At 66.8% G+C, this 26,013-nt stretch carries 23 protein-coding genes and 1 riboswitch; of the genes, 9 read left to right on the top strand and 14 right to left on the bottom strand.

Translation table 11 applies throughout. From position 1 onward, the window contains the following. Window positions 1-32: 32 nt before the first annotated feature. From AC5P9P_RS10945 to AC5P9P_RS10930, 4 genes are all read left to right on the top strand, one after another. Window positions 33-1,754, top strand: coding sequence for a penicillin-binding protein activator (locus AC5P9P_RS10945; RefSeq protein ID WP_049402415.1), 1,722 nt, complete (start codon window positions 33-35; stop codon window positions 1,752-1,754). Then, the gene (locus AC5P9P_RS10940) at window positions 1,744-2,112 is read left to right on the top strand and encodes a YraN family protein (RefSeq protein ID WP_174842129.1); all 369 of its coding nucleotides are present in this window, start codon (window positions 1,744-1,746) and stop codon (window positions 2,110-2,112) included. Before AC5P9P_RS10945 ends, AC5P9P_RS10940 begins: the two co-directional genes overlap by 11 nt. Before the next feature lie 110 nt (window positions 2,113-2,222). Continuing rightward, window positions 2,223-2,867 (top strand): metal-dependent hydrolase, encoded by a 645-nt coding sequence (locus AC5P9P_RS10935; protein ID WP_111108792.1) that lies wholly within the window; start codon window positions 2,223-2,225, stop codon window positions 2,865-2,867. Continuing rightward, window positions 2,864-4,249, top strand: coding sequence for an FAD-binding oxidoreductase (locus tag AC5P9P_RS10930; RefSeq protein WP_111108793.1), 1,386 nt, complete (start codon window positions 2,864-2,866; stop codon window positions 4,247-4,249). Before AC5P9P_RS10935 ends, AC5P9P_RS10930 begins: the two co-directional genes overlap by 4 nt. Before the next feature lie 22 nt (window positions 4,250-4,271). Here AC5P9P_RS10930 and AC5P9P_RS10925 read toward each other — a convergent pair whose 3' ends face one another. The 3 genes from AC5P9P_RS10925 to AC5P9P_RS10915 all read right to left on the bottom strand — a co-directional run bounded on the left by AC5P9P_RS10925 (window position 4,272) and on the right by AC5P9P_RS10915 (window position 12,870). Beyond that, entirely contained in the window at window positions 4,272-6,293 is a 2,022-nt protein-coding gene (locus tag AC5P9P_RS10925; RefSeq protein WP_495232773.1) for an acyltransferase family protein, read from the bottom strand. Between the two features lie 192 nt (window positions 6,294-6,485). Beyond that, window positions 6,486-9,989: an autotransporter family protein gene (locus tag AC5P9P_RS10920; RefSeq protein WP_495232772.1), complete on the bottom strand. Its 3,504-nt coding sequence runs from the start codon at window positions 9,987-9,989 to the stop codon at window positions 6,486-6,488. Window positions 9,990-10,179: 190 nt separating this feature from the next. Then, window positions 10,180-12,870 carry an autotransporter family protein gene (locus AC5P9P_RS10915; RefSeq protein ID WP_288469694.1) on the bottom strand — a complete coding sequence of 897 codons (2,691 nt, stop codon included), beginning with the start codon at window positions 12,868-12,870 and terminating at the stop codon, window positions 10,180-10,182. A 597-nt stretch (window positions 12,871-13,467) separates the two neighbouring features. Here AC5P9P_RS10915 and AC5P9P_RS10910 point away from each other — a divergent pair. Further along, a complete protein-coding gene (locus AC5P9P_RS10910; protein WP_049402380.1) occupies window positions 13,468-13,878 on the top strand; it encodes a hypothetical protein in 411 nt (136 codons plus the stop codon). A gap of 127 nt (window positions 13,879-14,005) precedes the next feature. Next, a complete protein-coding gene (locus tag AC5P9P_RS10905) occupies window positions 14,006-14,380 on the top strand; it encodes a DUF805 domain-containing protein (protein WP_049402382.1) in 375 nt (124 codons plus the stop codon). Between the two features lie 255 nt (window positions 14,381-14,635). Here AC5P9P_RS10905 and thiL read toward each other — a convergent pair whose 3' ends face one another. From thiL to AC5P9P_RS10880, 5 genes are all read right to left on the bottom strand, one after another. After that, window positions 14,636-15,598, bottom strand: coding sequence for a thiamine-phosphate kinase (thiL, locus tag AC5P9P_RS10900; protein ID WP_049402384.1), 963 nt, complete (start codon window positions 15,596-15,598; stop codon window positions 14,636-14,638). Between the two features lie 120 nt (window positions 15,599-15,718). Next, entirely contained in the window at window positions 15,719-16,198 is a 480-nt protein-coding gene (gene nusB / locus AC5P9P_RS10895; protein WP_012479139.1) for a transcription antitermination factor NusB, read from the bottom strand. Then, a complete protein-coding gene (gene ribH, locus AC5P9P_RS10890) occupies window positions 16,195-16,662 on the bottom strand; it encodes a 6,7-dimethyl-8-ribityllumazine synthase (protein WP_005408061.1) in 468 nt (155 codons plus the stop codon). Before ribH ends, nusB begins: the two co-directional genes overlap by 4 nt. A gap of 128 nt (window positions 16,663-16,790) precedes the next feature. After that, entirely contained in the window at window positions 16,791-17,891 is a 1,101-nt protein-coding gene (gene ribB / locus AC5P9P_RS10885) for a 3,4-dihydroxy-2-butanone-4-phosphate synthase (protein ID WP_033834708.1), read from the bottom strand. Then, complete coding sequence (locus tag AC5P9P_RS10880; RefSeq protein WP_033834707.1) at window positions 17,888-18,490, bottom strand: riboflavin synthase; 603 nt, start codon at window positions 18,488-18,490, stop codon at window positions 17,888-17,890. The genes ribB and AC5P9P_RS10880 overlap by 4 nt, the downstream gene beginning before the upstream one ends. A 74-nt stretch (window positions 18,491-18,564) precedes the next feature. Beyond that, a riboswitch (FMN riboswitch) is annotated at window positions 18,565-18,710 on the bottom strand. A gap of 187 nt (window positions 18,711-18,897) precedes the next feature. On the opposite strand from AC5P9P_RS10880, the gene AC5P9P_RS10875 reads away from it, so the two are divergent. The 3 genes from AC5P9P_RS10875 (at window position 18,898) to AC5P9P_RS10865 (ending at window position 21,023) form a co-directional block, all read left to right on the top strand. Beyond that, window positions 18,898-19,518 carry a hypothetical protein gene (locus AC5P9P_RS10875; RefSeq protein ID WP_495232771.1) on the top strand — a complete coding sequence of 207 codons (621 nt, stop codon included), beginning with the start codon at window positions 18,898-18,900 and terminating at the stop codon, window positions 19,516-19,518. A 151-nt stretch (window positions 19,519-19,669) separates the two neighbouring features. Then, window positions 19,670-20,554: a hypothetical protein gene (locus AC5P9P_RS10870; protein WP_049402386.1), complete on the top strand. Its 885-nt coding sequence runs from the start codon at window positions 19,670-19,672 to the stop codon at window positions 20,552-20,554. Between the two features lie 133 nt (window positions 20,555-20,687). Continuing rightward, on the top strand, window positions 20,688-21,023 hold the full coding sequence (locus tag AC5P9P_RS10865; RefSeq protein ID WP_229295554.1) for a hypothetical protein: 336 nt from the start codon (window positions 20,688-20,690) through the stop codon (window positions 21,021-21,023). Between the two features lie 75 nt (window positions 21,024-21,098). Here AC5P9P_RS10865 and ribD read toward each other — a convergent pair whose 3' ends face one another. The 6 genes from ribD to glyA form a co-directional block, all read right to left on the bottom strand. Then, window positions 21,099-22,184 carry a bifunctional diaminohydroxyphosphoribosylaminopyrimidine deaminase/5-amino-6-(5-phosphoribosylamino)uracil reductase RibD gene (ribD, locus tag AC5P9P_RS10860; RefSeq protein ID WP_049402416.1) on the bottom strand — a complete coding sequence of 362 codons (1,086 nt, stop codon included), beginning with the start codon at window positions 22,182-22,184 and terminating at the stop codon, window positions 21,099-21,101. Window positions 22,185-22,462: 278 nt separating this feature from the next. Continuing rightward, a complete protein-coding gene (gene nrdR / locus AC5P9P_RS10855; RefSeq protein ID WP_004143350.1) occupies window positions 22,463-22,984 on the bottom strand; it encodes a transcriptional regulator NrdR in 522 nt (173 codons plus the stop codon). Between the two features lie 149 nt (window positions 22,985-23,133). Next, window positions 23,134-23,583 carry a hypothetical protein gene (locus AC5P9P_RS10850; protein ID WP_049430325.1) on the bottom strand — a complete coding sequence of 150 codons (450 nt, stop codon included), beginning with the start codon at window positions 23,581-23,583 and terminating at the stop codon, window positions 23,134-23,136. 27 nt (window positions 23,584-23,610) lie between these two features. Next, window positions 23,611-24,030: a hypothetical protein gene (locus tag AC5P9P_RS10845; RefSeq protein WP_049402390.1), complete on the bottom strand. Its 420-nt coding sequence runs from the start codon at window positions 24,028-24,030 to the stop codon at window positions 23,611-23,613. Window positions 24,031-24,036: 6 nt separating this feature from the next. Beyond that, complete coding sequence (locus AC5P9P_RS10840) at window positions 24,037-24,510, bottom strand: hypothetical protein (RefSeq protein WP_049402391.1); 474 nt, start codon at window positions 24,508-24,510, stop codon at window positions 24,037-24,039. A 98-nt stretch (window positions 24,511-24,608) separates the two neighbouring features. Then, a complete protein-coding gene (glyA, locus tag AC5P9P_RS10835) occupies window positions 24,609-25,862 on the bottom strand; it encodes a serine hydroxymethyltransferase (RefSeq protein WP_005408051.1) in 1,254 nt (417 codons plus the stop codon). Window positions 25,863-26,013: the final 151 nt, after the last annotated feature.

Raw genomic sequence — 26,013 nt, 5'->3', positions numbered from 1 at the left:
AAGGCCGCTGCCCTCATCGCATGGACCCGATCATGAACAAGCCCGCCGCACGGATCTCCGCCCTGTCGCTGTCGTTGATGCTGCTGGCCGGCTGTGCCACCACCAGCTTGACCAGCGCGCCCGAATCGCCGGCCCAGAGCCAGGCGCTGGCGCTGATCGACCAGGGCAAGCCGCGCGACGCCGCACTGCAGTTGGAAGGCCTTGCTGCCACCCTGCGCGGCGGAGCCCGCACCAATGCCCTGGCCGATGCGGCCTGGGCCTGGCACCTGGCCGGCGACAGCGCCCGCGCGCGCAGCCTGCTGGGTCAGCTCACCGCCCGCCAGCTGACCGGCGCCAGCCTGCAGCGCTACCAGTTGACCGGTGCCGAGCTTGCGCTGGCCGACAAGCAGCCGGGGCAGGCCCTGGCCCTGCTGAAGGACCACGGCGACAACGTGCTGCCGGCACTGCGGACGCGCTGGTATCTGGCCCGCGCCACTGCGCTGCAGGGCACCGGCGATGCCTTCGGCGCCGCCACCGAACGTGCCCGCGCCCATGCCAGCCTGACCGGCAGTGCGCGCAGCGAGAACCAGGCCGCCATCGCCGGCCTGCTCGGTACACTCGACGACGCCACCCTGCGCAGTCGTGCCGCCGCCCTGCCGGCCAACGACCCGCTGTACAACTTCGCCGGCCGCGCACTGATTGCACGCGGCCTGCCGCTGCCGCGACCGTTCGACCGCGATGGCGCCGCCCAGTTCGACACCAGCAAGCGCCCGCCGGCGATGAGCGACGGTTACCGCCCGCCGGCCAAGCTGGCCGTGCTGCTGCCGCTCAGCGGCCGCCTGGCCACCGCCGCGCAGCCGGTGCGCGATGGCCTGCTGGCCGCGTACTACGGCGAGACCCGCCGCCGCCCGGACATCAACTTCATCGACACCGCCGGTACCCCGGCCGGTGCCCTCGCCGCCTATGACAAGGCCGTGGCCTCCGGTGCCGACTTCGTGGTCGGCCCGCTGGGCCGCGACGAAGTGGACGCGGTGTACGGCCGTAAGCAGCTGCAGGTGCCGGTGCTGGCGCTGAACCGTGGCAAGGATGCGCCGCCGGCCGGCAGCGCCGGTTTCTCGCTGGCACCGGAAGATGACGGCATCGTCGCCGCTGAATACCTGCGTGGTCGCGAGCGCGGCAAGGCGCTGGTGATCAACAGCGCCGACGATACCGGCCGCCGTGCCGCCGCCGCCTTCGCCCAGCGCTTCGCCCAGCGTGGCGGCCAGGTGGTGGCCACCATCGGCGTCAGCGATGCAGTCGGCGATGTCGGTGCGCAGGTGCGCAATGCCGGCCAGGTCGATGCCGTGTTCCTCGCCGTGCGTGCGCCGCAGGCGCGCCTGCTGGCACCGCAGCTGGCGCTGGCCGGTGCCGGCGGCGCCACCCGCGTCGGCACCTCGCAACTGACCATCGGCAGCGGCAAGGTGGAAGAAGACGTGGCGCTGGACGGCATCGTCTACCCGAACGAAGCCTGGAACGTGCGCAGCGTGTCGGGCCTGCCGTCGGCCAGCCAGGTCGCCAGCACCCTGCCCAGCGCACGCGGTGCAGCCGGCCGCCTGTTCGCTTTCGGCGCCGATGCCTGGAAGATCACCGCCTATCTGGACAAGCTGTCCAACGAAGGCGGCCTGGACGGTGCCACCGGCACCCTGTTCCTGGACAGCAACGGCAACATCCTGCGCCAGCCGGCCTGGTCCACCTTCAATGGCGGCCGGCCGATGCCGATCGCCGGTGGTCGCTGAGCGCAGCCAACGGGGCTCGGCGGTGGAAGCCGCCGCCGAGCAGCATCTGCAACAGGCGGGACTGCAGCCGCGTGCGCGCAACGTGCGCTATCGCGGCGGTGAACTGGACCTTGTGATGGACGATGCCGGCACCGTGGTGTTCGTGGAAGTGCGCTATCGCGCGCGATCGGATTTCGGTGGCGGTGCCGCTTCGGTGGATGTGCGCAAGTGCCGACGCCTGGCGCACGCCGCGCAGCTGTACCTGCAGGACAACCCGGCGCTGGCCGATGCACCCTGCCGTTTTGATGTGGTCGACGCCACCGGCGAGCCGCCGCAGCTGCGGTGGCTGCGTGATGCGTTCCGGCTGGATGATTGCTGATGGGTACCGTCCGCTCTGGTAGAGGCCGACCCTGGTCGGCGCTTCTGTGCCAACCAAGGTTGGCACCTGCCAGCGCGCAGCCAGGCCGGCACGACCACGGTGTGTGACTGATGCCTTCGATCATCACCCATGCTGCCGTGCCGCTGGCGCTGTGGTGCGCCGCTGATCGCGGCCGCATCCCGCCGCACCTGCTGGCGGCCGGCGTGATTGCAGCGATGCTGCCCGATGCCGATGTACTGGCCTTCGCGCTGCACATTCCCTACGCCGATGCGTTCGGCCATCGCGGCGCCAGCCATTCGCTGCTGTTTGCCGGCATGCTGGCGGCATTGGCCGCGGTGCCGGCGTTCTTTGGTAACCGCCGATCTTGGTCGGCACCACACAGGCCCGGTAGTCGCCGACCTTGGTCGGCGGTTTCGTGCCAACCAAGGTTGGCACCTACCTGGGCGCGGCCAACGGTGGCATCTACCGTGCAGGCGGCAGTGTTCGTCTTCATCTGCGCTGCCAGCCACCCGTTGCTGGATGCGATGACCTCGGGCGGCCTCGGCGTGGCCCTCGCCTGGCCCTGGAGCGAACAACGCTTCTTCGCGCCGTGGCGACCGATCCGCGTTTCACCGTTCGCCCCACAGTTCTTCAGCGCGCGCGGCCTGGCCACCCTGCTGTCGGAACTGCGCTGGGTGTGGCTGCCACTGGCTGGCGCCGTTATCACCTGGAAACTGATCCAACCCGCTCCTGCTGCCCCACGAGATCCGTCATGAGTCCTGCCCTGCCTGCTGCCCTGGTTGCCGAACTGTCCGCCCTGCTGGGTGCCGATGGCTGGCGCATGGATGACAACGCGCTGGAGGCGAACGCGCAGGACAACTCGTGGCGCCACCAGCGCCCCGCTGCCGTCGCGCTGCCCGCCAGCATCGAACAGGTGCAGGCGTTGGTGCGTGCCTGCCGCGCGTATGGCGTGGTTCTGGTCGCACGTGGCGCCGGCACTGGCACCACCGGCGCAGCCGTGCCGCTGCCCGGCAGCATCGTGCTGTCGTTCACCCGCATGGACCGCATCGTCGAGATCCGCGCCGGCGATCGCTGCGCGGTGGTGCAACCGGGCGTGCTCAATGGCGCCCTGCAGCAGGCACTGGCCCCGCACGGCCTGTTCTGGGCACCGGACCCGTCCAGTGCGGAGATCTGCAGCGTCGGTGGCAACCTGGCCTGCAATGCGGGTGGCCCGCGCGCGGTGAAGTACGGCACCAGCCGCGACAACGTGCTGGGCCTGGTGGCAGTGACCGGCACCGGCGAGGTGATCCGCTGCGGCGGCGCCTACACCAAAGACGCCACTGGCTACGATCTGACCCATCTGCTGGTGGGCAGCGAAGGTACGCTGGCATTGATCGTGGAAGCCACGCTGAAACTGACCCCGCTGCCGGTCAGCCAGGCCGGGCTGCGCGTGTTGTACCGCGATGCGGATGCCGCCGCAGCCGCCGTGTCGCGGTTGATGTCGCAGCCGGTGGTACCCACCCGCCTGGAATTCATGGACGCACGCAGCCTGGAGCTGCTGCGGCTCAATGGCGCCAATGTTCCGGAGGCTGGTGCGATGCTGCTGGTCGAGGCCGATGGTGACCACGACACCCTGCCCTATCTGCTGCAGGCATTGGCCAGCGCCGCCGAAGGCGACGGCATGATCGAGCTGGACGTGGCGATGGAAGGCCGCGCGCGCGACCAGCTTTGGGCGGCGCGCAAGGCGCTGTCGCCGGCACTGCGGACGGTCGCGCCCGGCAAGATCAATGAAGACGTGGTGGTCCCAGTGTCGCGCATTCCGGAACTGGTGGCCGGTGTACAGGCGTTGGCGCGCGACTACACCCTGACCATCGTCACCTTCGGTCATGCCGGCAACGGCAACCTGCACGTCAACATTCTTTACCACCCGGACGACGCCGACGAAAACGCACGCGCGCATGCCGCACTGCCGAAGATCTTCGAACTGACGCTGTCACTGGGCGGCACGCTGTCCGGCGAGCATGGCATTGGGTTGGCCAAGCGCGATTTCATGGCGCAGGCGTTCAGCCCGGCCACGCTGGCGACGATGCGCGCGATCAAGGCCGCGCTGGACCCGGACGGCATCCTCAACCCGGGCAAAGTGCTGCCGCCGGTGTGAACGCCGCCGGGCATGCCCGGCGCTACCGGGGCGCGCTGCCTACGCTGTCGATGAGGGTCTGGCGGAAGCTGGGCAACAGCACGCGATTACCATGCCCGCTCAGATGGTCATTGTCGAAGAACAGGGGTTCACCGTCTTCCACCGCCGAACAGGTGTCTGGCCCGCACAGCAACGGCAGCGGATCCCACACGATCAGTGACGGGTAACGTGCGGCCAGGTCCGCCAGCAGTGCCATCTGCGGCACGCGCAGCATTTCCAGATCCGCACGCGGCATGCTCAGACCGCCGGCACAAGCCGGATTGCGGCGGTTGAACCAGTCCGAACAGCGGTACGCACCGGCCTTGAACAACGGCAGCGGTGCATCCAAAACCACATGCACGCCCAGCTTCTGCAGACGTCCAAGAACACGATCAGCCTCATCACGCGCGGCCTGCGCATGGGTCGGGGTGCGCTCGGCAAGCAGTTGACGATAGATCTGCTGTGCATCCTCCCGCTGCCAGTCAAATCCGCGCAGCTCCGGCATTCGCAGGGCCGCCAGCAGCACGAAGTCACCGGGGCGCGCCTCGCGCTCGATGGTCGACAACGCGTCCTCAATGAAGCCCTGGCAGTCGGACGGGCTGGCCCGCAGCAGGTTGACGAAGCTGCAGCCGCCGCGATCCTGCTGGCGCACCTCCATGCCGGTCTGGCGCGCGACCATGCTGGCCATGGTGCGATACGCCGCCGCGTGCGAATCGCCGGACACGAACAGTCGCCGCCCTTCAAGCGCCGGCGCACTCACCGGCTCCAATGGGCGCCACGCGGGGTAGCGACGCGCCTGCCATGCATAGCCGTCGCGGGTCACGCTCAGCGAGACCTGCTCGTGGTACTCCACCATGGCCCATGCGCCCGCACCACACAGCGCCACCAGCGGCAATGCCATCGCCAGCACCTTGGCCGGTGCCAGCCGCAGCAGCGGCGCCGCACGGCGCAATGGGCGTTCGACGAAGTGGTAGGACGCGGCCGACACCGCCAGCAGCAGTACCGGATACAGCCACAGCGCAGCACCGTGCAGGCCGTAGGTCCAGCGCAGCAGCACCAGCAGCGGCCAATGCCACAGGTACAGCGAATAGGACAGGCGCCCCAGGTAGGCGAGCGGTGCGCAGCCCAGCGCGCGGGCAATGCGCGATGACCCCGCTGTCGACACGCTCGCCAACAGCAGCAGGGTACCGGCCACGGTCGCCAGCACCCCCGGCACCGGCATCGCCAGCTGCGGGGCGATCACCACACCTGCGGCCAGCATCGCCAGGCCGGCCGCTGCGACCATGTCAGCGTTCTGGCCCGGCGTGCGCGTGCGCATCCACTGGTACAGCAGCGCGCCCGCGGCCAGCTCCCAGAACCGCGCCGGCAGCAGGTAGAACGCTGCCGCCGGTGCCGTCTGCGCCTGCCAGCCTGCCCACGCCAGCGACAGCAGGGTGAGCACCGGCAACAACCAATGCGACCACGGCCAGCGCTCACGCCCGCGCAGCCACACGAAGAACAGCAGCGGGAAGACCAGGTAGAACTGTTCCTCCACGCCCAGCGTCCACGTGTGCAGGAAAGGGTTCAATTCCGCGCCGGGTGAGAAGTAGTCGTTCTGCTGACCCGCCAGCACGATGTTGCTGAAGCCGACCAACGCGGACCAGCCGGTCTGGTCGAACTGCTCATTGCGCCATGCGCGGGGAATGAACAGTGCCGACAGCACGAAGGTCGCCATCAGCATCACCAGCAGCGCGGGAAGCAGGCGCAGCACGCGACGCCGGTAGAAATCGAGTAACAGCGCGCCCAGCGACGCATGGGTGCGCGAGGCCAACGACTGGCTGATCACGAAGCCGGACACCACGAAGAACAGGTCCACGCCGGTGAAGCCACCGGGCAACCATGCCGCATTGGTGTGGAACAGGATGACGGCCAGCACCGCCAATGCGCGCAGGCCGTCAATGGCCGCATTGTGGGAACGTTCGGGAGGGGACATGCGGGTGACCGGCAGCGAGCGATCCGGCAGCATCGCCACCGTTTGCGCAGTCATTCAATGGACGATCGCGACAGGGCGGGGGTGTGTTTAGGTTCGATGCAGCCTGTGGGCCACTGCAGGGCCGAGCCCCGCTCAGCGGCCCTTCGTCCAGATCGCGTTGAGCCGAGCATGGGCTCGGCTCTACAGCAGCAGTGGGGTCAGAGCCCATTGCCCAGACAATGGAATCCGCCCCCGCTGCAAGCCCGCTTACCAGGCCTTGCGCAGGCCCAGCTGGCCGCCCACGTTGCGGTAACCGTGGTCGCCGCGCTGCACGCTCACGCCACCCCACGCGCCCCAGCGCTGGCCCAGCTTCAGCTCGACACCGGCCTGCACTTCATAGCGATTGCGCGGCATATCCGCGCCCAGCGTGTCACCGTTGAACTGCAACGCGCTGGTGCCGCTGCCACGCAGCCAGTTCACGGCCAGGTACGGCTGCACCGTATTGCCGGCTGCAGTGCCATGGCCAAACACGCGCACGCCCAAACGCCCGCTCAGGCCACCGGCATCGGCTTGGTCGATCACCGTGCCGTTGCTCTCCACGTGGCGATCGGCGCGGAAATCGACCTGGCTCAGCTGCAGCTGCGGCTGCACATACAGCGCGCTGGCGCTGCCCTGCCACACGTTGAAGGTGTAGCCGGCCTCCAGCGACGCACTGGCCATGCGCGAATCGTAGTGCTCCGGCGCCAGGCCGATGCCCTGCACCCGGTTATCGAAGCGGCCGTACTGCAGGTTCGCATCCATGTACGCGCCCTGCGTGCCGTCAGCCGCCTGCAACCAGGTGCCGTACACACCCACCGCGCTGCCACGCACCCGCCCCTTGGCGTTGTAGCCGGTCAGATCGGACACTGCGCTGCTGTCGGCACGACCCGTGCCCAACATCACGCCGAACGCTGCATTGCCTCGGCGAACCAGGTCACTGCCGATCTGCAGCACCGAGGTGTTGCCGTCGATCGACAGTTGACCGCCGACCGCGCTGAAGTCCGCCTGCTGCCGGCCCACGCGCGCCCACGCGGCACGGCCTTCATCCAGCGGGACGGTACCGATGCGGTCTTTCAGACGATGGGAAAACATGTTGATCGCAGCCGACTGGTTTGCCAGGTACGCACCGGCTTCCGGTCGCAGCAGCCGAGGCGGAGTGATGGGGTCGACCGGATCGATCGGGTCTATCGGCGTACAGTCCGGCAGCGACGGATCGACCTGGCACGGGTCGGGCGTCGTCGGCAGTTCGGAGCGCAGGTACCAGTTGCCCTCGCCGCCGGCCACGCCCCCCTTGTGCAGGAAGTACTCATACGTACCCGCCACAGCACGTCCGGCCAGCGTGTAGCGGGCCAGCGACGCGCCATCGACCCGGATCAGTTCGATCCCGTCCAACGTTTGCGCACCGAGGCCGCCGACGTTGTTTACCATTACCTGCGCATCGCCCCACGCATCGCCGCGCACGTGCAGACGGTCGATCATCGACCCGTCGCCCTGCAATGCACCGTTGAACAGGAACGTCGCAGCGGTCGTATCCAGATCACCAGCCACAGTCAACGTGTTGAAAACGCGCCCGTCGGACAGTGCAAGGCCACTGCCGTTGACCCGCAGCGATTTGACCGCGGTATCGCCGGTCAACGTCCACTGGCTGCCACTGTCCAGCGTGACGCCGTGCAGCCGATCCGAGCGGCCCACCCACAGCGAGCCCTCCGACAGGCGCACGTGCAGCTCCGACTGCGGCCCCCGGCCCGCCGCCAGATCGTCGGGATTGATGACGATGTCGCCCTGCATCCGCGCGCCCTCCGCCAAGGCCACGTCGAAGCGACCGGCCACGGCCGCATCCAGCTGCACGGCGATGCCGTTGCCACCGTACAGCAGCGCGCCCTTGCCCAGCGCCAGTCCGGCATCACGCATGGAACGGATCCAGGCAGCGCCGTGCTGCTGGCTCACCAGCGATCCGCCATCGATCTGCAGGCGGCCGCCATCGTTGACCACTGCCGCCCACGAGCCCTCGCCTTCGGTCAATACGTGGGTGTCATGCAGGACGATTTCGCCCGTACCCGCTGCCAGTACGCCATGCGCCTGGGCACCTCGCGTGACGACGGCACTTTCCTGCAAGTGCGCTGTGCCGCCATCGCGTGCAACCACCGCAGGCGAATCGTCACCAGTCGTTTCAACCCAGGATCCGATCACCTCGGCCTGCGGCGTGGCAGAGTGCCTGCCATCGACCCATAAGCCAGCCGCACCGGTGCCAGATGCGCGCAGCGTGCTTTCATGCACCTTCGCCACGCCACCTTCCTGCCACAGCGCCGCGCCCCCCGCGGATGTGGACTGCAGTTCCGAATGGCGCACATCCAGCGAGGTGTTTCCAGACTGGCTCACGCCGGTGCCACCCACAACCACACTGGCATCGACATGGGCCGTGCTTCGCTCGCCGGAAAGCCGCAGGCCGGCGCGGAAATACCGGTCTTCTCCCTCAGAGGCTTCAAGCCGACTGCCCACGACGTCGACGTGATTGTCCGCTCCAGTCATCCCCAGCGCATTGCCTATTGCGTAAACACTGCTGTCGTGAAGGCTCAGCCGGCTTCCATCACTGCGCATGTCGATGGCGCGATGCAGAGGCCCATTGCTGCGCAATCGGCTTCCGGATACCGCGACAGCACTGCTGCCAAGGACCAGAGCGACGGCGCCGCTCAGTTCGCTGTCGGCAACAACCAGCGTGCCGTTGTAGCTTTCGATAGCTGCACCCGCTCCGGCATCTATGCGACTGTCATTGACCGTTGCCGTTGCGCCGGCCTCCAGGGACAGCCCTTTCGCCGTGAATCCACGATTCTCGTCGCTCAGATCGATCGCGACACGATCCAGCGTCACCTTGGCGTTCTCCTGCACCCTGATGGCATCGGTATCGCTGGGTGCCATGGGCTGCTCGACAATTCGTACGTCCCTGAGCATCACGTGCGCTGTGCCGGCAACCATGATGCCCTCTCCCGGGCCCACCGGCAGTTCCACCAGCACCCCGTCCAGCGTCGAGGTCCCTCCGCTCGCATTCAAGGCGTGTCCACCTCCCGCCAGGATCGTCCCTCCCCGCATCCGCAGCAGGCCGCCTGATACGTCGACCGCAGGGCCCGTGGGCCATTTGTCAGAACCCTGGATATGCAGATCCTCCAGAGCAACGTCCCCTCCCTCGACCAGAACGCCGCTACTGCTCTCACCACTCACTGTGATGCGTGTGCCGGACGCCTGCAGGACCGCGCCGGCACCCACCGAGATGCCATGCGCGCGCCTGCCGTTGGTCTGGATGCTGCCACCCTCGATCACGACCCGGCTCCCTTCACCATCAACTGCCACCGCCACGGCACCCGAATAGCGGGTTTCCAGATGCACGCCGGAAAGACGGGCGTATCCTCCCGTGCCAACAGAGATGCCGGGCGCGCTGCTCCCCCCAGAGTAGATACTGCCCGCTTCCAGCGCAACGCGGCTTCCCGAGCCTTCGACCCGGACAGCTGGAACGTCGTCGCCCCACTGGTAGAGATTCACCGATCCTGAGGGAATGATCGAACCGCCGTTGAGCGCGTGGAATACCGGCGCAGCGTCACTGCTGTAGGCTCGATATTCACCGGCTGCAGGCGTCTGCTCATCACCGTCGGCGATGACCTGTTGCGCATGCGCCGAGAAGCCGGCGAGCACGCCAGCAAGCAGCCCCAAAGAGGGGACGACACGATGATTGCGACACATGAAAGCGCTCCGACGAAAGGCAATGTCGCAAATGGTCCTTTCTGTCGCAGAGCTCATCCATGCAACTTGTTGCAATCAGGCAGTACAGGGGTCGGTGGGTTCATCGGGCGTTGCGCGGCCCGCATTGCAGACCCGCGCTGGCAGCCAGGAACGCCGCCGGGCGTAGGCCCGGCGCTACAACGATGCTGTGCTACCAGCGCCGTGCCACGCCGAGCTGTGCGCTCGTCTGGCGGTAGCCGTGATCACCACGCGAGACGTTGAGGCCGCCCCAGGCGGACAGGCCGCCCCGGAACTGGATGCGCACCCCGCTTCCCACTTCGTAGCGACTGCGCGGTGCAATACCGGCGATTGTCTCGTTGCCGAAACCGAGCTCGGATCGACCAGTATCACGATACCCGTGGGCGGCCAGCCATGGACTGACCACTGCGCCCTCTCCTCCGGCACCCTGCCCCTCCAGGCGCAACCCCAGGCGCCGTGACCACGCGGTACTGGTTGGATGTGCGATCGAGGTGCCGGTTGTCTCCACGTGCAGGTTGCCGCGATCGCGGAACTGGACGATCTGTACATCCGGTTGCAAGGTCAACGCGGTGCCGCCAAGCGTGCCCAGCGGCAGGCGGTAGCCGGCCTGAAGCGATGCCTGGCGTGCGCGCGACCGGTAGTGCTCTGGCGCCAGCGCATCACCCTGCACGCGATTGCGGAAGCGTGCATGCACAACTGCAGCATCCACATAAGCGGCCTCACCCTGCCAACCGGCGTACACGCCGAGGGCATTGGACTGCACCCGGCCGCGGGCGGCATAGCCGGTCAGGGTCGAGCGCGACTGCGCATCGGCACGCCCGGACGACAGCAGCACGCCAGCGCGGCCACGCCCGGCGTCGAACACGCCCAGGTCGGCGCCCAGCTGCAGGCTGTTCCACTGCGCCGACTGCTGCAGCTGATCCACCAGGCCCGGCAGTTGTGCCTGGCCACTATCGACGCGGGTCCACCCCCGTACGCCCTCCTGCCCCTCATTCGTGGCCAGATGCTGTCGAGGCTGCAGCAGCGCCTGTCGCACCCACCGGTTGGCCAGATAGGCACCCGCTTCCGGTCGCAGCACGCCTGCCGGGTCAGGCAGTGATGGAACTTCCGGGGTCGAATCAGGGCCCGGCTCCGGTGTCGGATCGGGTGTCGGATCGGGTACTGGATCGGGTACTGGATCGGGATCGGGTACTGGATCGACACCACAGCCGGGCAGGGTCGGATCGTCATCACATGGGTCAACGGCGGACAACTGCGAGCGCAGGTACCAGTCACCATCGGCGCCATCGTGATGCAGGAAGTACTCATACATGCCGCCGACCGCACGACCGGACAGGGCCAGCGTCGCCAGCGACTGCCCGCCCACGGTGATCAAAGGGATTCCCTTGTCGGTTGCGGCCCCGTCGCCAACGCCGACCACCGAGACCGTACCATTGCCCAGGAAATCGCCCTGGACGTCGAAGCGATCACTGGCCGCAGCGTCGCCGCCAAGCACCGTATCCAGGCGCAGGTGACCTTCATCAAGAAGCAGATCGCCGCGCACGACGAAGCGATCGCCTGCATGGCCGTTGGCCAGCGACACTTCGCTGCGCTGCACACTCAACTGATCGACCATGGCGTTGCCGTCCACCTGCCAGACGCTGCGCTCGCGCAATGCGACATCGAGCCGACCAACATCCGCGACGCGGGCGCCCCCCCGCATCAGGCTGCCCTGCAGCTGGACATCGGCCGCGGCGAAGCGGCCGATATCGAACAGTGCACCGCGCTCGTTCGCAAGTACGCTGCCCGCCTGCGCGTGCAGCTGCAGGCGAGTATCGGGTGCCTCCAGGACGATCGCCGCAGTTCCTCCGCCAAGCAACTGCGATGCGTGCAGGTTCAGCTGTGCCTGGCCATGCCGCACCGCCATACGCAGCGCCGCGTCGCTGCCCTCTGCCGCGCTGTTGACCATATCCAATCGATTGGCATCGCCATCGAGGAAGCGCACTGCATCGCCCTGCAGCGCCTGCACGTGGCTGTCCTGCAGCATCAGTTCGGCGCCCATGCCTGCACGGCCCGCGTCAGCGCCGCGATAGCCTGCGATGATGCCGCTGCTGCGGCTGCCCGCAACGCGAACCTGCACGCCGTACAGCTGGGCACGACCCGCGTAGGCGTACGACGGGCCTCCGAAACCAATGTGACCCGACTCGACGTAGAGTCCCGTACTGTCTTCCCCCGCTGTGCGAATGCTGCCGCCCTGCATGGCCACATCCGATCGATAGTTCCAGAGGCCGAACGCCCTGTCACCCTGGGTCGCGATGTCCACGTTGCGCAGCTGCAGCCACGCACTGGGCTCGAGCGCGACGCCCGCACTATCCTGGCCCTGCGTGAAGATCGAGCTGTCGATCACGGTGGTCGTATTCGCCTTGGCGATGAATCCTGACGCGTCCGGCGAAATATTGCCTACGTACAGCCCCGTCGAAGCCTCGCCGGAGGTCCGCAGGTGCGACCGGCTGATCCTTGCGCCGTCCACATGGTTGCTGGTCATCACCACGGCGTCGGACATCGTCCCTGCAGTCTCGACCCGGCTGTCTTCCATCACCAGATAACCACGCTGATTGATATCCATCTCCACGCCGGGCCAGCGATCGCGACTGCCGATCACGGTGGCGTCGTAGACCTCCAGCGACCGATCGAACCAGAGATCGTGGGCGGCGATTTCAACGCCGCACAGGTAGGACACCTCTACAGCCGGATCACCCGGATTGGCCGGGCGCGGAATGCTCGGGCAAGGCATCCCGGGAGGAGCGGCGGCAACCGATGCTGCGGGTAGAACCAGGGCCAGCACCAATGCTGCCGCCAGAGGCTGTCGGGTGAGGTTGTTCATGGCGTCCAGGAATCGAAAGATGGTATAGGCAGGAACTTTCGCCCCGGTACGCCACCGAATGCCATGCAACTTGTTGCAAATCCATCCGCAGTATGAAGGCTGCAACCAGCCAGACAAGACATGCGCCATCGCGATTGTCTCTTCTTGCAGTTCGCCCGCACAACGCTGTTGCTGTAGAGCCTAGCCATGCTCGGCCGCTTTTCGATCAGATTGCGATGATCCGAGCGTGGGCTCTACAGGAATGTCGCGATTGCCATGCCGAGGCGCGCACCACGCGTCTGCACCTTCTTTGAATTTTCAAATCTTTCTCATTGGCATACATGACACTGCATGCGAATCATGTGGCGCCACCGACAACGGGTGGCACGGCCTTGCAATCCCGTTTGATCGATGTTGTTTACGCTTGCCTGCCGGCGTCGTCCATCCCCCGGGCGGCGTCGGCAGGCATTCTGTCCGCGCTCACATGGCGGGCGGTGCATGGGGTCATTGTGCCCGCCGGCGTTTGTACATCGGTCACCGGTATTGCAACCACGCACCGTCCGCCACCCTCGCTGTTAAGCAGGGTGGCCCCTTCGTCGCACGCACAAGGAAGCCGCCATGACTGCCACACACTACCCGTACCTGTTCGCCACCCTCGGCGAGGCCGCCAACGAACTGCCCGAGGCCATCGCCCGTGCGCTCGAAACCACACTCAGTGCCACCCAAGGCAGTACCGCACCTTCAGCCACCACGCTGCTGGCATGCCTGCAGCGCATCCGCCAGGTAGACGCCGCCGACGGCCAACCCTGGCCAAAGAAGGGCCACACGTCGGGTCACCGGATGGCCATGGCACGCGCGGACCGCGCCAATGCCGGGCTGACCGTGTTGCTGGAACTGCTGCATGCGAGCGAACGGACGCGTGTGGATGGCGATGAAGATCAACAGATTGGAGAGGACGTGCGCGAAGGCTTGCTTCTGGCGTGCCGAGGGCTGTCTCAATATGTGGATGTGCAGTTGCACTGCACGTGAGCACACAACCATGGCAGCTGTCGATGTGCCCACATTCGGGGCAATTGGGGCCCGTGTTTGCAAGAAATTGTATGGCCCGTCAGTGCACCGGTGTCGATAGTGCTCTTTTCTTTCCTGGAGGGTACTGATGCACAAGATGATGACCCCACTAACAAAACGCTATGCACAGTTCAATGGCCGTGCAAGCCGTAGCGAGTTCTGGTGGTTCCAGCTGTTCATCCTGATCGTCTCGATCCCGCTGTATCTGCTGAGCTTCTATGCCGGTCACAGTGGTTCGCAGGGCCTGGCGCTGGTCGCTACCGGGCTGAGCGTAGTGATGTGGCTGGTGTTCGCCTTGCCGTGCATTGCCGCAACCATTCGCCGCTTGCACGATACCGATCGCTCGGGCTGGTGGATGCTGCTGGCGTTCGTGCCGTTTGCGAGCCTGGTGCTGCTGGTGTTCCTGGTGCTGCCCAGCACGCCGGGCGACAATCGCTTCGGTGCGCCGGTTCCGCACGTATAACCAGACCACGTTGGTAGGTGTCGACCTGGGTCGACATGGTGTTGCCACGCGCGACTGACACATCCGTGCCAACCAAGGTTGGCACCTACCAGAGCAACATCGATGTGCCTCCGCCCGGGTAGGTGTCGACCTTGGTCGACACGGTGTGGGCACGCGCGGCTGACACATTCGTGCCAACCAAGGTTGGCACCTACCAGAGCAACATCGATCTGGCCCCACCCCGAAGGTTGACCCAGCAGGGCAGTACCGCTGCGGCTACGCGAAGTGCTGATAGCCGCCGTCGGCGGCTTCGCCATCCACGTGCACGCCCAGCCCTTCGGCAATACGACCAATCCGGGTGAGCGGCAGGTCCAGCGATTCGGCCAGGTAATGCAGCGCATCGCGCTGGTCGGCGGCGGCGGTGAAGCACAGTTCGTAGTCGTCGCCACCACGCAATGCGCAATCGCGCGCATCGTCGCGGCCGAGCAGCTCACGCAGCGCGTGCGAGATCGGCAGCGAATCGGCATCGACGTGTGCGGCCAGGTTGCTGCGCGTGGCGATGTGGCCCAGGTCGGCCAGCAGGCCGTCGGACACATCCACCGCCGCATGCGCGAAGGCACGCAGGCGCAGGCCGAGGGTCACACGCGGCGTCGGCCGCAGCAGGCGCAGGCGCAGGCTCTCGTAGTCGGCCAGCAACGTGGCGGTGGCCAGGTTCAGCGCGCCCTGCTGCCACAGGCGCAGCGCACCGGCGGCATCGCCCAGCGTGCCGCTCACCCATATGTCATCGCCCACCTGTGCGCGGTCGCGGCGCAGCGCCTGGCCACGCCCGACCTGGCCCATCGCAGTCACCGACAGCGACAGCGGACCGCGCGTGGTGTCGCCGCCGATCAGCGCGATGTCGTGCTGGTCGGCCAGGGCAAAGAAGCCATCGGCGAAGGCCTCGATCCAGTCTTCAGACGCTTCCGGCAGCGACAACGCCAGCGTGCACCACGCCGGCCGCGCGCCCATCGCGGCCAGGTCCGACAGGTTGACCGCCAGGGTCTTCCAGCCGATGTCGAAGGCCGGGGTTTCCACCGGGAAGTGCACGCCGCTGTTGAGCGTGTCGGCGGTAACCACCAGTTGTTCATTGGCACGCGGCTGCAGCAGCGCGGCGTCATCGCCGATGCCGAGCAGGATGTCGTCGCGCTCGAGGGTACGGGCGCGGATGCGGTCGATGAGGGCGAATTCGGCCAGGGACATGGGGCGTTCCCGCTGTTGTACGTGCCGCGCAAGGCGCGGTGGGCGGTAGTGCCGGCCGCTCGCCGGCAACCTCAGGATCCCTGCAGCTGCCGGCCGGCGGCCGGCACTACCACGGGTGGGTCAGTGACCCGATTCGACCTTGCGCCATTCCACGGCGGCACGATCCAGCACGCCGTTGACGTAGGTGTGGCCATGTTCGGAACCGAAGCGCTTGGCCGATTCGATGGCTTCGTTGATCACCACGCGGTACGGCACGTCCAGGCGGTAGCGCAGCTCGTAGCCGGCCAGGCGCAGCACCGCGCGTTCGATCGCGTCCACTTCTTCGATGCCACGGTCCAGGTACGGGCCGAGCGCTTCGTCGATGTCGCGGCGGTTGTCGAGCACACCGTGCAGCAGCGCCTCGAAATACGCCAGGTCGGCGATTTCGCGGGCCTGCTCGTGGGCGAACTGGGCGATCAGCGACTGGGCGTTGCCGCCGGAGATCTGCCAGGCGTAGATGGCCTGCACCGCGCGACGGCGTGCGCGCGAGCGCAGCACCGGATCGACGCCATCGCGGCGGACGGGTTTACCGGAGGGCTTGCCCTGGGTGTTCTTGTTCATGGCAGCTGCTCCAGAAGATTGACCATTTCCAATGCGGCGAGTGCGACTTCCTCGCCCTTGTTGCCGTGGCTGCCGCCTGCGCGGGCCTCGGCGTCTTCAACGCGTTCCACCGCCAGCACGCCGTTCAGCACCGGCACGCCGAAATCCAGCTGCACGCGCATCAAGCCTTCAGCGCAGCGGTCGGCCACGTGCTCGTAATGACGGGTATCGCCACGGATCACGCAGCCCAGGGTGAGGATGGCGGCGTGTTCGTGGGCAGCGGCCAGGCGCGCGGCCACCAGCGGCAGCTCCCAGGCACCCGGCACGCGGATCACGTCGATGTTGGCTTCGGTGATGCCGTTGCCGGCCAGGCTCTGGCGGGCGCCAGCGACCAGCGTGTCGGTGATGCGGGCATTCCAGCGGCTGGCCAGGATGGCGAAGCGCGCCGATTCGGGAGTGCGAAGATCGCCTTCGAAGTGGCTCATATGCGGCTTGGGGGACTCGATAAGGGGGTAATTCTAGCGTGGATGGACCCCGGCCGTGGCTGGCGGGCGCGCAAGGGCGTGCCGACCAACGGTCGGCATCCACCGATGGCAGGGGTCGGCACTACCCATTACAGGGTCACCGTCTCCACCACTTCCAGGCCGTACCCGGCCAGGCCGATCTGGCGGCGGGGGGTGCCCAGCACGCGCAGCTTGCCCAGGCCCAGGTCGGACAGGATCTGCGCGCCGGCACCATTGCGGCGCCACTGGCCCACATCCTTGTCCTTGCCCGGCACCACCGGCGCCGGCTGCTGGCGCAGGCGGGCCAGCAGGGCTTCGCCGTCGCGCGGGGCCGACAGCACCACCATCACGCCACTGCCTTCGGCATCGATCGCACGCAGGGCATCGGTGGCGGCCACGCCAAAGTCGTCACGGCGCCAATGCAGCAGGTCAGCCAGCGGATTTTCCACCTGCACGCGTACCAGGGTCGGGGTGTCCGCATCCGGGGTCCCGCGCACCAGCGCGAAATGCATGTCGTGGGCGATGCGGTCGCGGTAGGTCACCAGCTTGAACGGGCCGAACTCGGTGTCGATCTCGCGCTCGTCCACGCGTTCAACGGTCTTTTCGGTGGCCAGGCGGTAGGCGATCAGATCGGCGATGGAGCCCATCTTCAGCCCGTGCTCGCGGGCGAACATTTCCAGCTCCGGGCGGCGCGCCATGCTGCCATCCGGGTTCAGGATCTCCACCAGCACACCGGCCGGCTCCAGCCCGGCCAGCATGGCCAGGTCGACGCCGGCTTCGGTGTGGCCGGCGCGGGTCAGCACGCCGCCCGGCTGGGCGATCAGCGGGAAGATGTGGCCCGGCTGGTGCAGGTCCGATGGCTTGGCATTGGGCTTCACCGCGGTGCGGATGGTGTGCGCGCGGTCATGCGCCGAGATGCCGGTGGTAACGCCCTCGGCAGCCTCGATGCTGACCGTGAAGTTGGTCTGGAACTGGGCGGTATTGGCCTGCACCATCGGCGCCAGGCCCAGATCGGCCGCGCGCGTGCGGGTGAGCGGCAGGCACACCAGGCCACGGCCGTGGGTGACCATGAAATTGATGTCGCTGGCCTTCACCAGCTCGGCGGCCATGATCAGGTCGCCTTCGTTCTCGCGGTCTTCGTCATCGACGATGACCACCATGCGGCCCAGGCGGATGTCTTCCAGGATTTCGGGGATGGGTGCGAAGTTCATGCGCGGGCTCCTTCACCCAACAACCGCTCGACATACCGAGCGACCAGATCGATTTCCAGGTTCACCGCGCTGCCCACGCCGGTAGCGGAAAACGCGGTGTTGGCCACGGTGTGCGGAATGAGGGCGACTTCGAAGCCTTCATCGTCCACTTCGTTGACGGTGAGACTGACGCCATCCACGCAGATCGAGCCCTTCTTGGCGATGTAGCGGCGCAGCGAGGCCGGCGCGGCGAAACGCCAACGCTGGGCACGCGCGTCTTCGTGGATGGACAGCACCTGGCCGAGGCCGTCGACGTGGCCGCTGACCAGATGGCCGCCGAGGCGGTCGGTTGGCCGCATGGCGCGTTCCAGGTTGATGACTGCCCCTTCGCCCAGCTGGCCCAGCGTGGTCAGGCCCAGGGTCTCGGTGGAGGCATCGGCCTGGAAGCTGCTGGCGTCGAATGCGATGACAGTGAGACAGACGCCGTTGATGGCAATGCTCTCGCCCATCTGCACGTTGTCGAACGGCAGATTCCCGACACTGAAGGTGAAGCGGACATCGCCGCCGATGGATTCGCGTGCGGCCAGACGGCCGACGCCTTCGATGATTCCAGTAAACAAGTAACGTTCTCCGCGAAAAGTGAGCGAAAAACGCCGCAAGGCAAACAGGCGCACGCAGGGCATGAGCCCTGTGGCACCGTCTTCTTTCATCCGGACTATGACCGTCGGCTCCGGCATTGGACCGGATCTGCTGACCCCCGGCCGTGGGCCGGGGCGCTCGCGGGCTCGTGCTTGCGCACCTACCGCCGGTGGGGAATTGCACCCCGCCCTGAAGACGTTTGTATACCGGCGAACCGGCGTGACCAGTGTAACAGCCCAGGCTGAACGGGGTCGGATGCCGCAGCTGTGACGGCCGTCGCTCGCAATTTGTAAAACTTTCATTAAAATTCCGCCCTGGACGACATGATGTCGCCACGGGCAGCCGCGACGGCAGGCCCGCCAATGGACTGAAATTCACAGGAATTCCCATGCGCAAGATCCTGATCGTGGCCGCCCTGCTGGCCGCCGCCCCGTTCTCGGCCTCGGCCGACGCCCTTAGCTACACCTACGTCGAAGGCGGTTGGACGCAGGTCAAGGTTGACGACAACGCACTGGACGACCCGGAGGTCGACGGCGGCTACCTGCGTGGTTCGGTCGCGCTGGCTGAACAGGTCTACGTGTTCGGCGGATGGTCGCGTACCAGCAAGACCCGCCACTACGGCGAGGATTCGCTGAAACTGGAACTGAACCAGCCGGAGCTCGGCATCGGCTACCACATGCCATGGACCGACCGCGTGGACTTCACCGCAGATGCCGCCTGGGTTCGCCAGAACGCCGAATCGACCCTGCGCTATGACGGCGTGCGTTACCACGGCAAGGACCACACCAACCTGGGCCGCGTCACCATGGGCATCCGCGGCAAGCCGTCGCGCATGACCGAAGCCTGGGCCAAGGCCGGTTACATGGACGGCGGCAACAACTACAAGGGCACCTGGGTCGGCACCGTCGGCGGCCAGATCAACTTCACCAAGACCTGGGGTCTGGTGGGCGAAATCTCCGGCTACCGCGACGTCACCCAGTACTCGGTTGGCGTGCGCGCCAGCTTCTGATCCAACGATCGCTCCTCGTCGTGCGATCGAACGGGCCCCGCAAGGGGCCCGTTTTTTGTCCGCTGCACACCGTCACCTGGTTGCATCGCGCCATCGAAAGTGTGGGCAGATGCGCTAGGCTTGCGCGCGTCTGGAACAGGAAAACACCGTCATGAAGACCCCCACCCGAACCCTTCTGGCCAGCGTGCTGCTGTGCGCCCCGCTGATTGCCAGCGCAGCACCGGCCCAACTGACGCCCGAGCAGGCCTTCGACCTGTATGCACGCGTGCTGCTGGAAGACGACGCGGCCGCCACGCGCACGCTCAACGACGCACTGAAGCCGGCGTTCGAGGGCCAGGACGCCGTGACCCCGAACCCGGGTGCGCTGGCCAAGGCCTTGGCCGAACCCTGGCAGACGGTACTGGCCAGCACCGGCGCCAAGGTCGACGCTGCGGGCACCGAAGCGCTGTATGCCAAGGCGCTGCGCGATTCGAAGTGCCGCGCGACCAAGAGCGTGATCGAAGACAACGAATACGTTGAAGACCAGAAGCTGGCGCGGATCAGCTACAGCTGCCAGGTGCCCGACCTGGGCAAGGTCCGCCCGCTGTTCGCCGCCAGCCTGGCCGACGATGCCAGCCCGGCCGCGCGCAAGCAGTTCACCGATGCCTATACCCAGGCACTGCAGAGTGGCGCGCGCGTTCCGGCCAGCGGCACCTTCACCCTGTATCCGGCCAAGGACAATGGCTACTGGTACAGCGGCAACTTCGATGATCTGGTGGGCACCGTGGCCGGTGCGCTGGCACCGTTCGAGGACTGGATGCAGGACGCGCAGGCGGCCAACGCGCCGAAGGTGACCGGCGTTCCGGGTTGCGACCTGTTGCTGCAGCAGCACCGCAGCTGCGTGGCGAAGATCGCACCGGACCAGATCGGCGGCGTGGACGCGATGGCCGAGGAACTGAAGGCCAAGGCCCAGGTGAAGTCGGCCGACGAGATGACGCAGGAGTGCAAGTCGCTGCGCCCGATCGCCGAAATGATGTGGACCGACGAGTGCGCGTAAGCCACGTATAGAGCCGAGCCCACGCTCGGCTCATCGTCGCCGACGACAAGGGCGACTGCACTTTCAGAACCGTTGCATGGCCTTGCGCGGCCTGCATGTCAATGCGGTTGCCCTCTTCCACCGGGGCAACCGCATGAAACATCGTACGACGTCGACTACTGTCATGCTGCTGGCGCTGATGGTGTGTGGGCAGGTCGAAGCGTACAGGCCCAAGACCTTCATCATCCGCCCATCGGTTGCCTTCGAGTCGAACCAGCTACGTGACAGGGACATTGATGCACAGCTGAGCGAGAACGACGACTGCTGCGCGTTCCTGCAGTACCACGATCGATGTGCACCGACGGTCCTGCCGGACGAGTACGACGACGGCATCAGCCGCCGCAGACTACGGTCGAAGTCGACAGAGCTGGCGGGGGAAGCGCTCAGTGCCTACTGCCGCGACCTGCACGTGCTGTGGAAGCAGCAGTGAAAGAACAGTGCCCCGCCTACGAAGACGAGGACGAGGACAAGGGCACCTGACGACGCCGGAGATACCGCCATTCCCTCACGGCCGCAGCAGCAGCCGGATGTCCTCGCCGACCTGGCGCTGGTCAACCACCCGCAGGCGGCGTTGCTGGTCCATGGCATCGATGCCGAGGCCGGTCAGCAACGGGCGTCCGCCGTCGCCCAGCAGTGTGGGGGCCTGGTACAGCAGCAGCTCGTCCACCCAGCCGCCGCGCAGCAAGGCACCGGCCAGCGTCGCGCCGGCTTCGGTATGCACTTCGTTGATGCCGCGTTCGGCCAGCAGGGCCAGCACCGCGCCCAGATCCAACCGTCCCTCTGCGCTGGGCACGCTGGCAAATTCTGCGTCCGCCGCATCCGGCGCACTCACCGCCGCATCGTGCAGGTACAGCGTCGGTGCCCCGTCCTCGCGCACGCGACTACATTCGAGCGAACGCAGGCGCGAATCGAGTACCACGCGCAACGGTGGCATCACTTCGGTATCGGCCAGGCGCACGGTCAGCATCGGGTCGTCGGCCAGCACGGTGTCGGCGCCGGTCAGGATTGCACCAGCACGCGCACGCCAGTGCTGCACGTCTTCGCGTGCGGCTGGACCGGTGATCCACTTGGAGCTGCCGTCGGCCATCGCGGTACGCCCATCAAGGCTCGCGGCCAGCTTCACCCGCAACCACGGCCGATTGCGCTCCACGCGTGACAGGAAGCCTTTGTTGAGCTCACGTGCCTGCGTCGCCATCAGTCCTTCGGCGACCTCGATGCCGGCATTGCGCAGCAGATCAAAGCCACCGCCATCGACCTTCGGGAACGGATCGCGCATTGCGGCAACCACGCGCGACACGCCCGCTTCGATCAGCGCCAGTGCACACGGCGGTGTGCGCCCGTAGTGGGCACAGGGCTCCAGAGTGACGTAGGCGGTGGCACCGCGCGCCTCGCTACCGGCCTCGCGCAACGCGAACACTTCGGCGTGCGGTCCACCGGCGCGCTGGTGCCAGCCCTGCCCGACCACGCGTTCGCCATGGGCGATCACGCAGCCGACCATCGGGTTCGGGCGGGTGGTATAGGCAGCGCGCTCGGCCAGGCGCAGCGCGTTGGCCATGTGCAGGTGGTCGAGGACGGAGAACGGGGTGGTCATGCGGCCATGGTAACGCCGCCGGTGTAGATCCACGCCATCGGTGCCAACCAAGGTTGGCACCCACCAGAGCAAAGGAGATCCATGCCATCAGTGCCAACCAAGGTTGACACCCACCAGAGCAAAGGAGATCCATGCCATCAGTGCCAACCAAGGTTGGCACCCACCAGAGCAAAGGAGATCCATGCCATCAGTGCCAACTGAGGTTGGCGCCCACCAGAGCGAAGGAGACCCATGCCATCAGTGCCCACCAAGGTTGGCACCCACCAGGGCAGAGGTGGTCAGCCCTTCTTCTTCTTGGTCAGGGCGATGACATCGCCCAGCAGCTGCAGCTGTTCGGTACTGGACGGCAGGTCGCGTTCAAGCTTCTCGATCTCCTCGCGGAAATCGGCCACGTCCTCGAAGCTGCGGTAGACCGAAGCGAAGCGCACATAGCCGACATGGTCGAGCTTGCGCAGTTCGTTCATGACGAACTCGCCGACCTTGATGGAGGGCACTTCGCGCTCGCCGCTGATGCGCAGCTGGTGGACCACAGCGCGTACTGCCGCTTCGATCTTGTCTTCGGCCACCGCACGCTTCTGCAGCGCGCGGTCGAAGCCAGCACGTACCTTGCGCTGATCGAACGCTTCGCGGGTGCCATCGCTCTTGACGATGGCCGGCAGCTTCAGCTCGACTGTTTCCATGGTGCTGAAGCGCTCGCCGCAGGCTTCGCATTCACGCCGACGGCGGATCGTCGCGCCGTCTTCAGAGACGCGCGAGTCGATGACCCGGGTATCGGCATGTTGGCAGAAGGGGCAATGCATGGAACGCCTGGCTCAGGGAAGTACCTATTGCCACGGTCATGGCAGCGTCGCAAAGGTACCTGAGAAGGGGCCCGGCAGCAAATGCTGTCTGCGCGGAAGTGCCTGCATTTCGGTCGAACCGAGCCTTCTGCGCGGTCAGCGCTGCGCGTTCAAGCGGGTGCCGGCGGCGCCGAGGCCGCGCGCGCCCAACGCAGCCACACCAGATGCCCTGCCATCACCAGCAGCGGTGGGCCAAAGCCGAGGAAGGCCAATGTCGAGATCTCCCCATGCTTGAAGGTGAAGTACAGCGTGGCCGCAACGACGCCCAGTGCGGCCAGGGCACCCACCCCCAGCCCTACCCAGGCGACAACCGGGGAGTGGCGCAGGCCGGTGACACCTCGCCACAGGAACAGGCCGCTCAGCCACAACCACGACAGCAGGCCGATGATTCCGGCCGACGACCACAGCAGCAACAGCCTGTGCTCGTCGCCCGTCAGATACTTGCCGTCCCATACGACCATCAACCCCAGCACGGCACCCGTGCCGCCTGCCGCCACGGCGGGCAGGCCCACCAGCAGGCCGGCGATCGCCATCCAGCGTTTGTGCAGACGCTCATCCATGCGTTCGATCTCCTTCCATGGGCCACGTCATCCGCAGCGTTTAATCCACAGCAGCATCGCAGCCGGCACCAGCATCGACGGACCCAACAGCAACAAGCCGATGCCTTCGACATGCACGGCGATGCCCCACCACAGCGCCAGCCCCAGCGGGGGCAAGGCGGCGAGACCGCCTGCCAGCAGCATCCACCACCAGAGGCGGTGCACGTGCAGCCCGGCACGCCCCTGCATCAGAAAACCCGCGCTGAGCCACAACCAGGCCAGGCAGCCGGCAATGCCGGCCAGGCCCCACAGCGGCATCACCGTCACCGAGGCCAGCGTGCCATGACCGAACTGGCCCAGCCCCGTCAGCAGCAGCATCGTCGCTGCGGCACCGCCCACCACCAGGCTGGGCAGGCCAGACAGCACCGCCAGCGCGGTGTACAGGTACTTGAGGCGGCGCTCATCCACGCGGGCCTACTCCTCTGATCGCGCCGGGCCGGATGGCTCGCCCAGGGCGTCAGCACGCAACCGCAGGAGGATCAACGTACCGGTGGGCACCAACAGGGACGGCCCGGCGAACAGCCCGCTGAGCACGGACGAACCCAGCTCGGCGAAGTAATACAGCGCCATCGCCAGCAAGGGCAGGCCTGCCAGCACGCCCAGGCCCAGCAGCAGCCACCAGCGGCGTGATGCCATGTGCAGGCCGCGTGCACCATCGCGCAGCCAGACGATGCTCAGTGCGACCCAGGCCACCAGGCCGGTGATCGCGCAGGATCCCCACGCGAGCATGCCGGCGGCAAACCACAGTTTGTCCGCGTCCAGCGAGACGAGCCCGATCACGCCCATGACCACGGCGATGCAGGCGCCGGCACCGCCGAAGAACAGGCTGGGCAGGCCGAACAGCACCGCCAGTGCGATGTACAGGTACTTGAGGCGGCGCTCATCCATGCGCGGGATTCCTGATGACGGGGTCAGAGCCCTGCGTCGATCCGGAAGGCGGGGTCGGATCCCTTTCCGCCAGGAAAGGGCTCTGACCCCGGCCCTGATCAGCCGTAGACCGGGTACTTGCGGCACTGCGCGCTGACGGCATCGCGCACGCGGGCAATGACGGCGTCATCGTTCGGCGCGTCGAGCACGTCGGCGATCCAGTTGGCCAGGTCCACGCAGTCCTGTTCGACGTAGCCACGGGTGGTCACCGCCGGGGTGCCCAGGCGCAGGCCCGAGGTCACGAACGGCGAACGCGGGTCGTTCGGCACCGAGTTCTTGTTGACGGTGATGTGGGCCTTGCCCAGCGCCGCTTCCGCGTCCTTGCCGGACACGTCCTTGCCGATCATGTCGACCAGCATCAGGTGGTTCTGGGTGCCGCCGGAGACGATCTTGTAGCCACGCTCGATCAGCGTATTGGCCATCGCCTGGGCGTTCTTCACCACCTGCTGCTGGTAGGCCTTGAAGCCCGGTTCCAGCGCTTCCTTGAAGGCCACGGCCTTGCCGGCGATGACGTGCATCAGCGGACCGCCCTGGATGCCCGGGAACACGATCGACTGCAGCTTCTTGACCAGGTCTTCGTCGGCGCCCTTGGCGACGATGATGCCGCCGCGCGGGCCGCGCAGGGTCTTGTGGGTGGTCGAGGTGACCACGTGGGCGTGTTCCAGCGGGCTCGGGTAGACGCCAGCGGCAACCAGGCCGGCAACGTGGGCCATGTCGACGAACAGGTAGGCACCGACCTTGTCGGCGATGGCGCGGAAGCGCGCCCAGTCGATCACCTGCGAGTAGGCCGAGAAGCCGGCCACGACCATCTTCGGCTTGTGCTCCAGGGCCAGGCGCTCGACTTCGTCGTAATCGATCAGGCCCTGATCGTTCACGCCGTACTGCACGGCGTTGAACAGCTTGCCGGAAGCATTCACCTTGGCGCCGTGGGTGAGGTGGCCGCCGTGGGCCAGGCTCATGCCGAGGATGGTGTCACCCGGCTGCAGCAGGGCGAAGTACACGGCCTGGTTGGCCTGCGAGCCGCTGTGCGGCTGCACGTTGGCGTAGTCGGCGCCGAACAGCTGCTTCAGGCGGTCGATCGCCAGCTGCTCGGCGATGTCCACGTACTCGCAGCCACCGTAGTAGCGCTTGCCCGGGTAGCCTTCAGCGTACTTGTTGGTCAGCTGGCTGCCCTGGGCTTCCATCACCGCCGGGCTGGTGTAGTTCTCGCTGGCGATCAGCTCGACGTGGTCTTCCTGGCGCTGGGTTTCAGCGGCGATGGCCTTGGCCAGTTCGGGATCGTAGGATTCGATGCGGACGTCACGCGGGAACATCGGGTACTCCAGCAGGCAGGGAAAAGGGGTACGGCTCAGCCCCTGATTGTAGCCCCGCGCCGGCCCGCTGGGGCCGAAACAGACGGGGCCGGCATCCCCGAAGGAATCCGGCCCCGTATGGTTTCGAGGGATGTTGTGGGGTCAGTGCTCT

Source organism: Stenotrophomonas sp. YJH_SMC_14-1, assembly GCF_059372275.1.
This window is presented reverse-complemented; position numbering and strand designations above follow the sequence as displayed.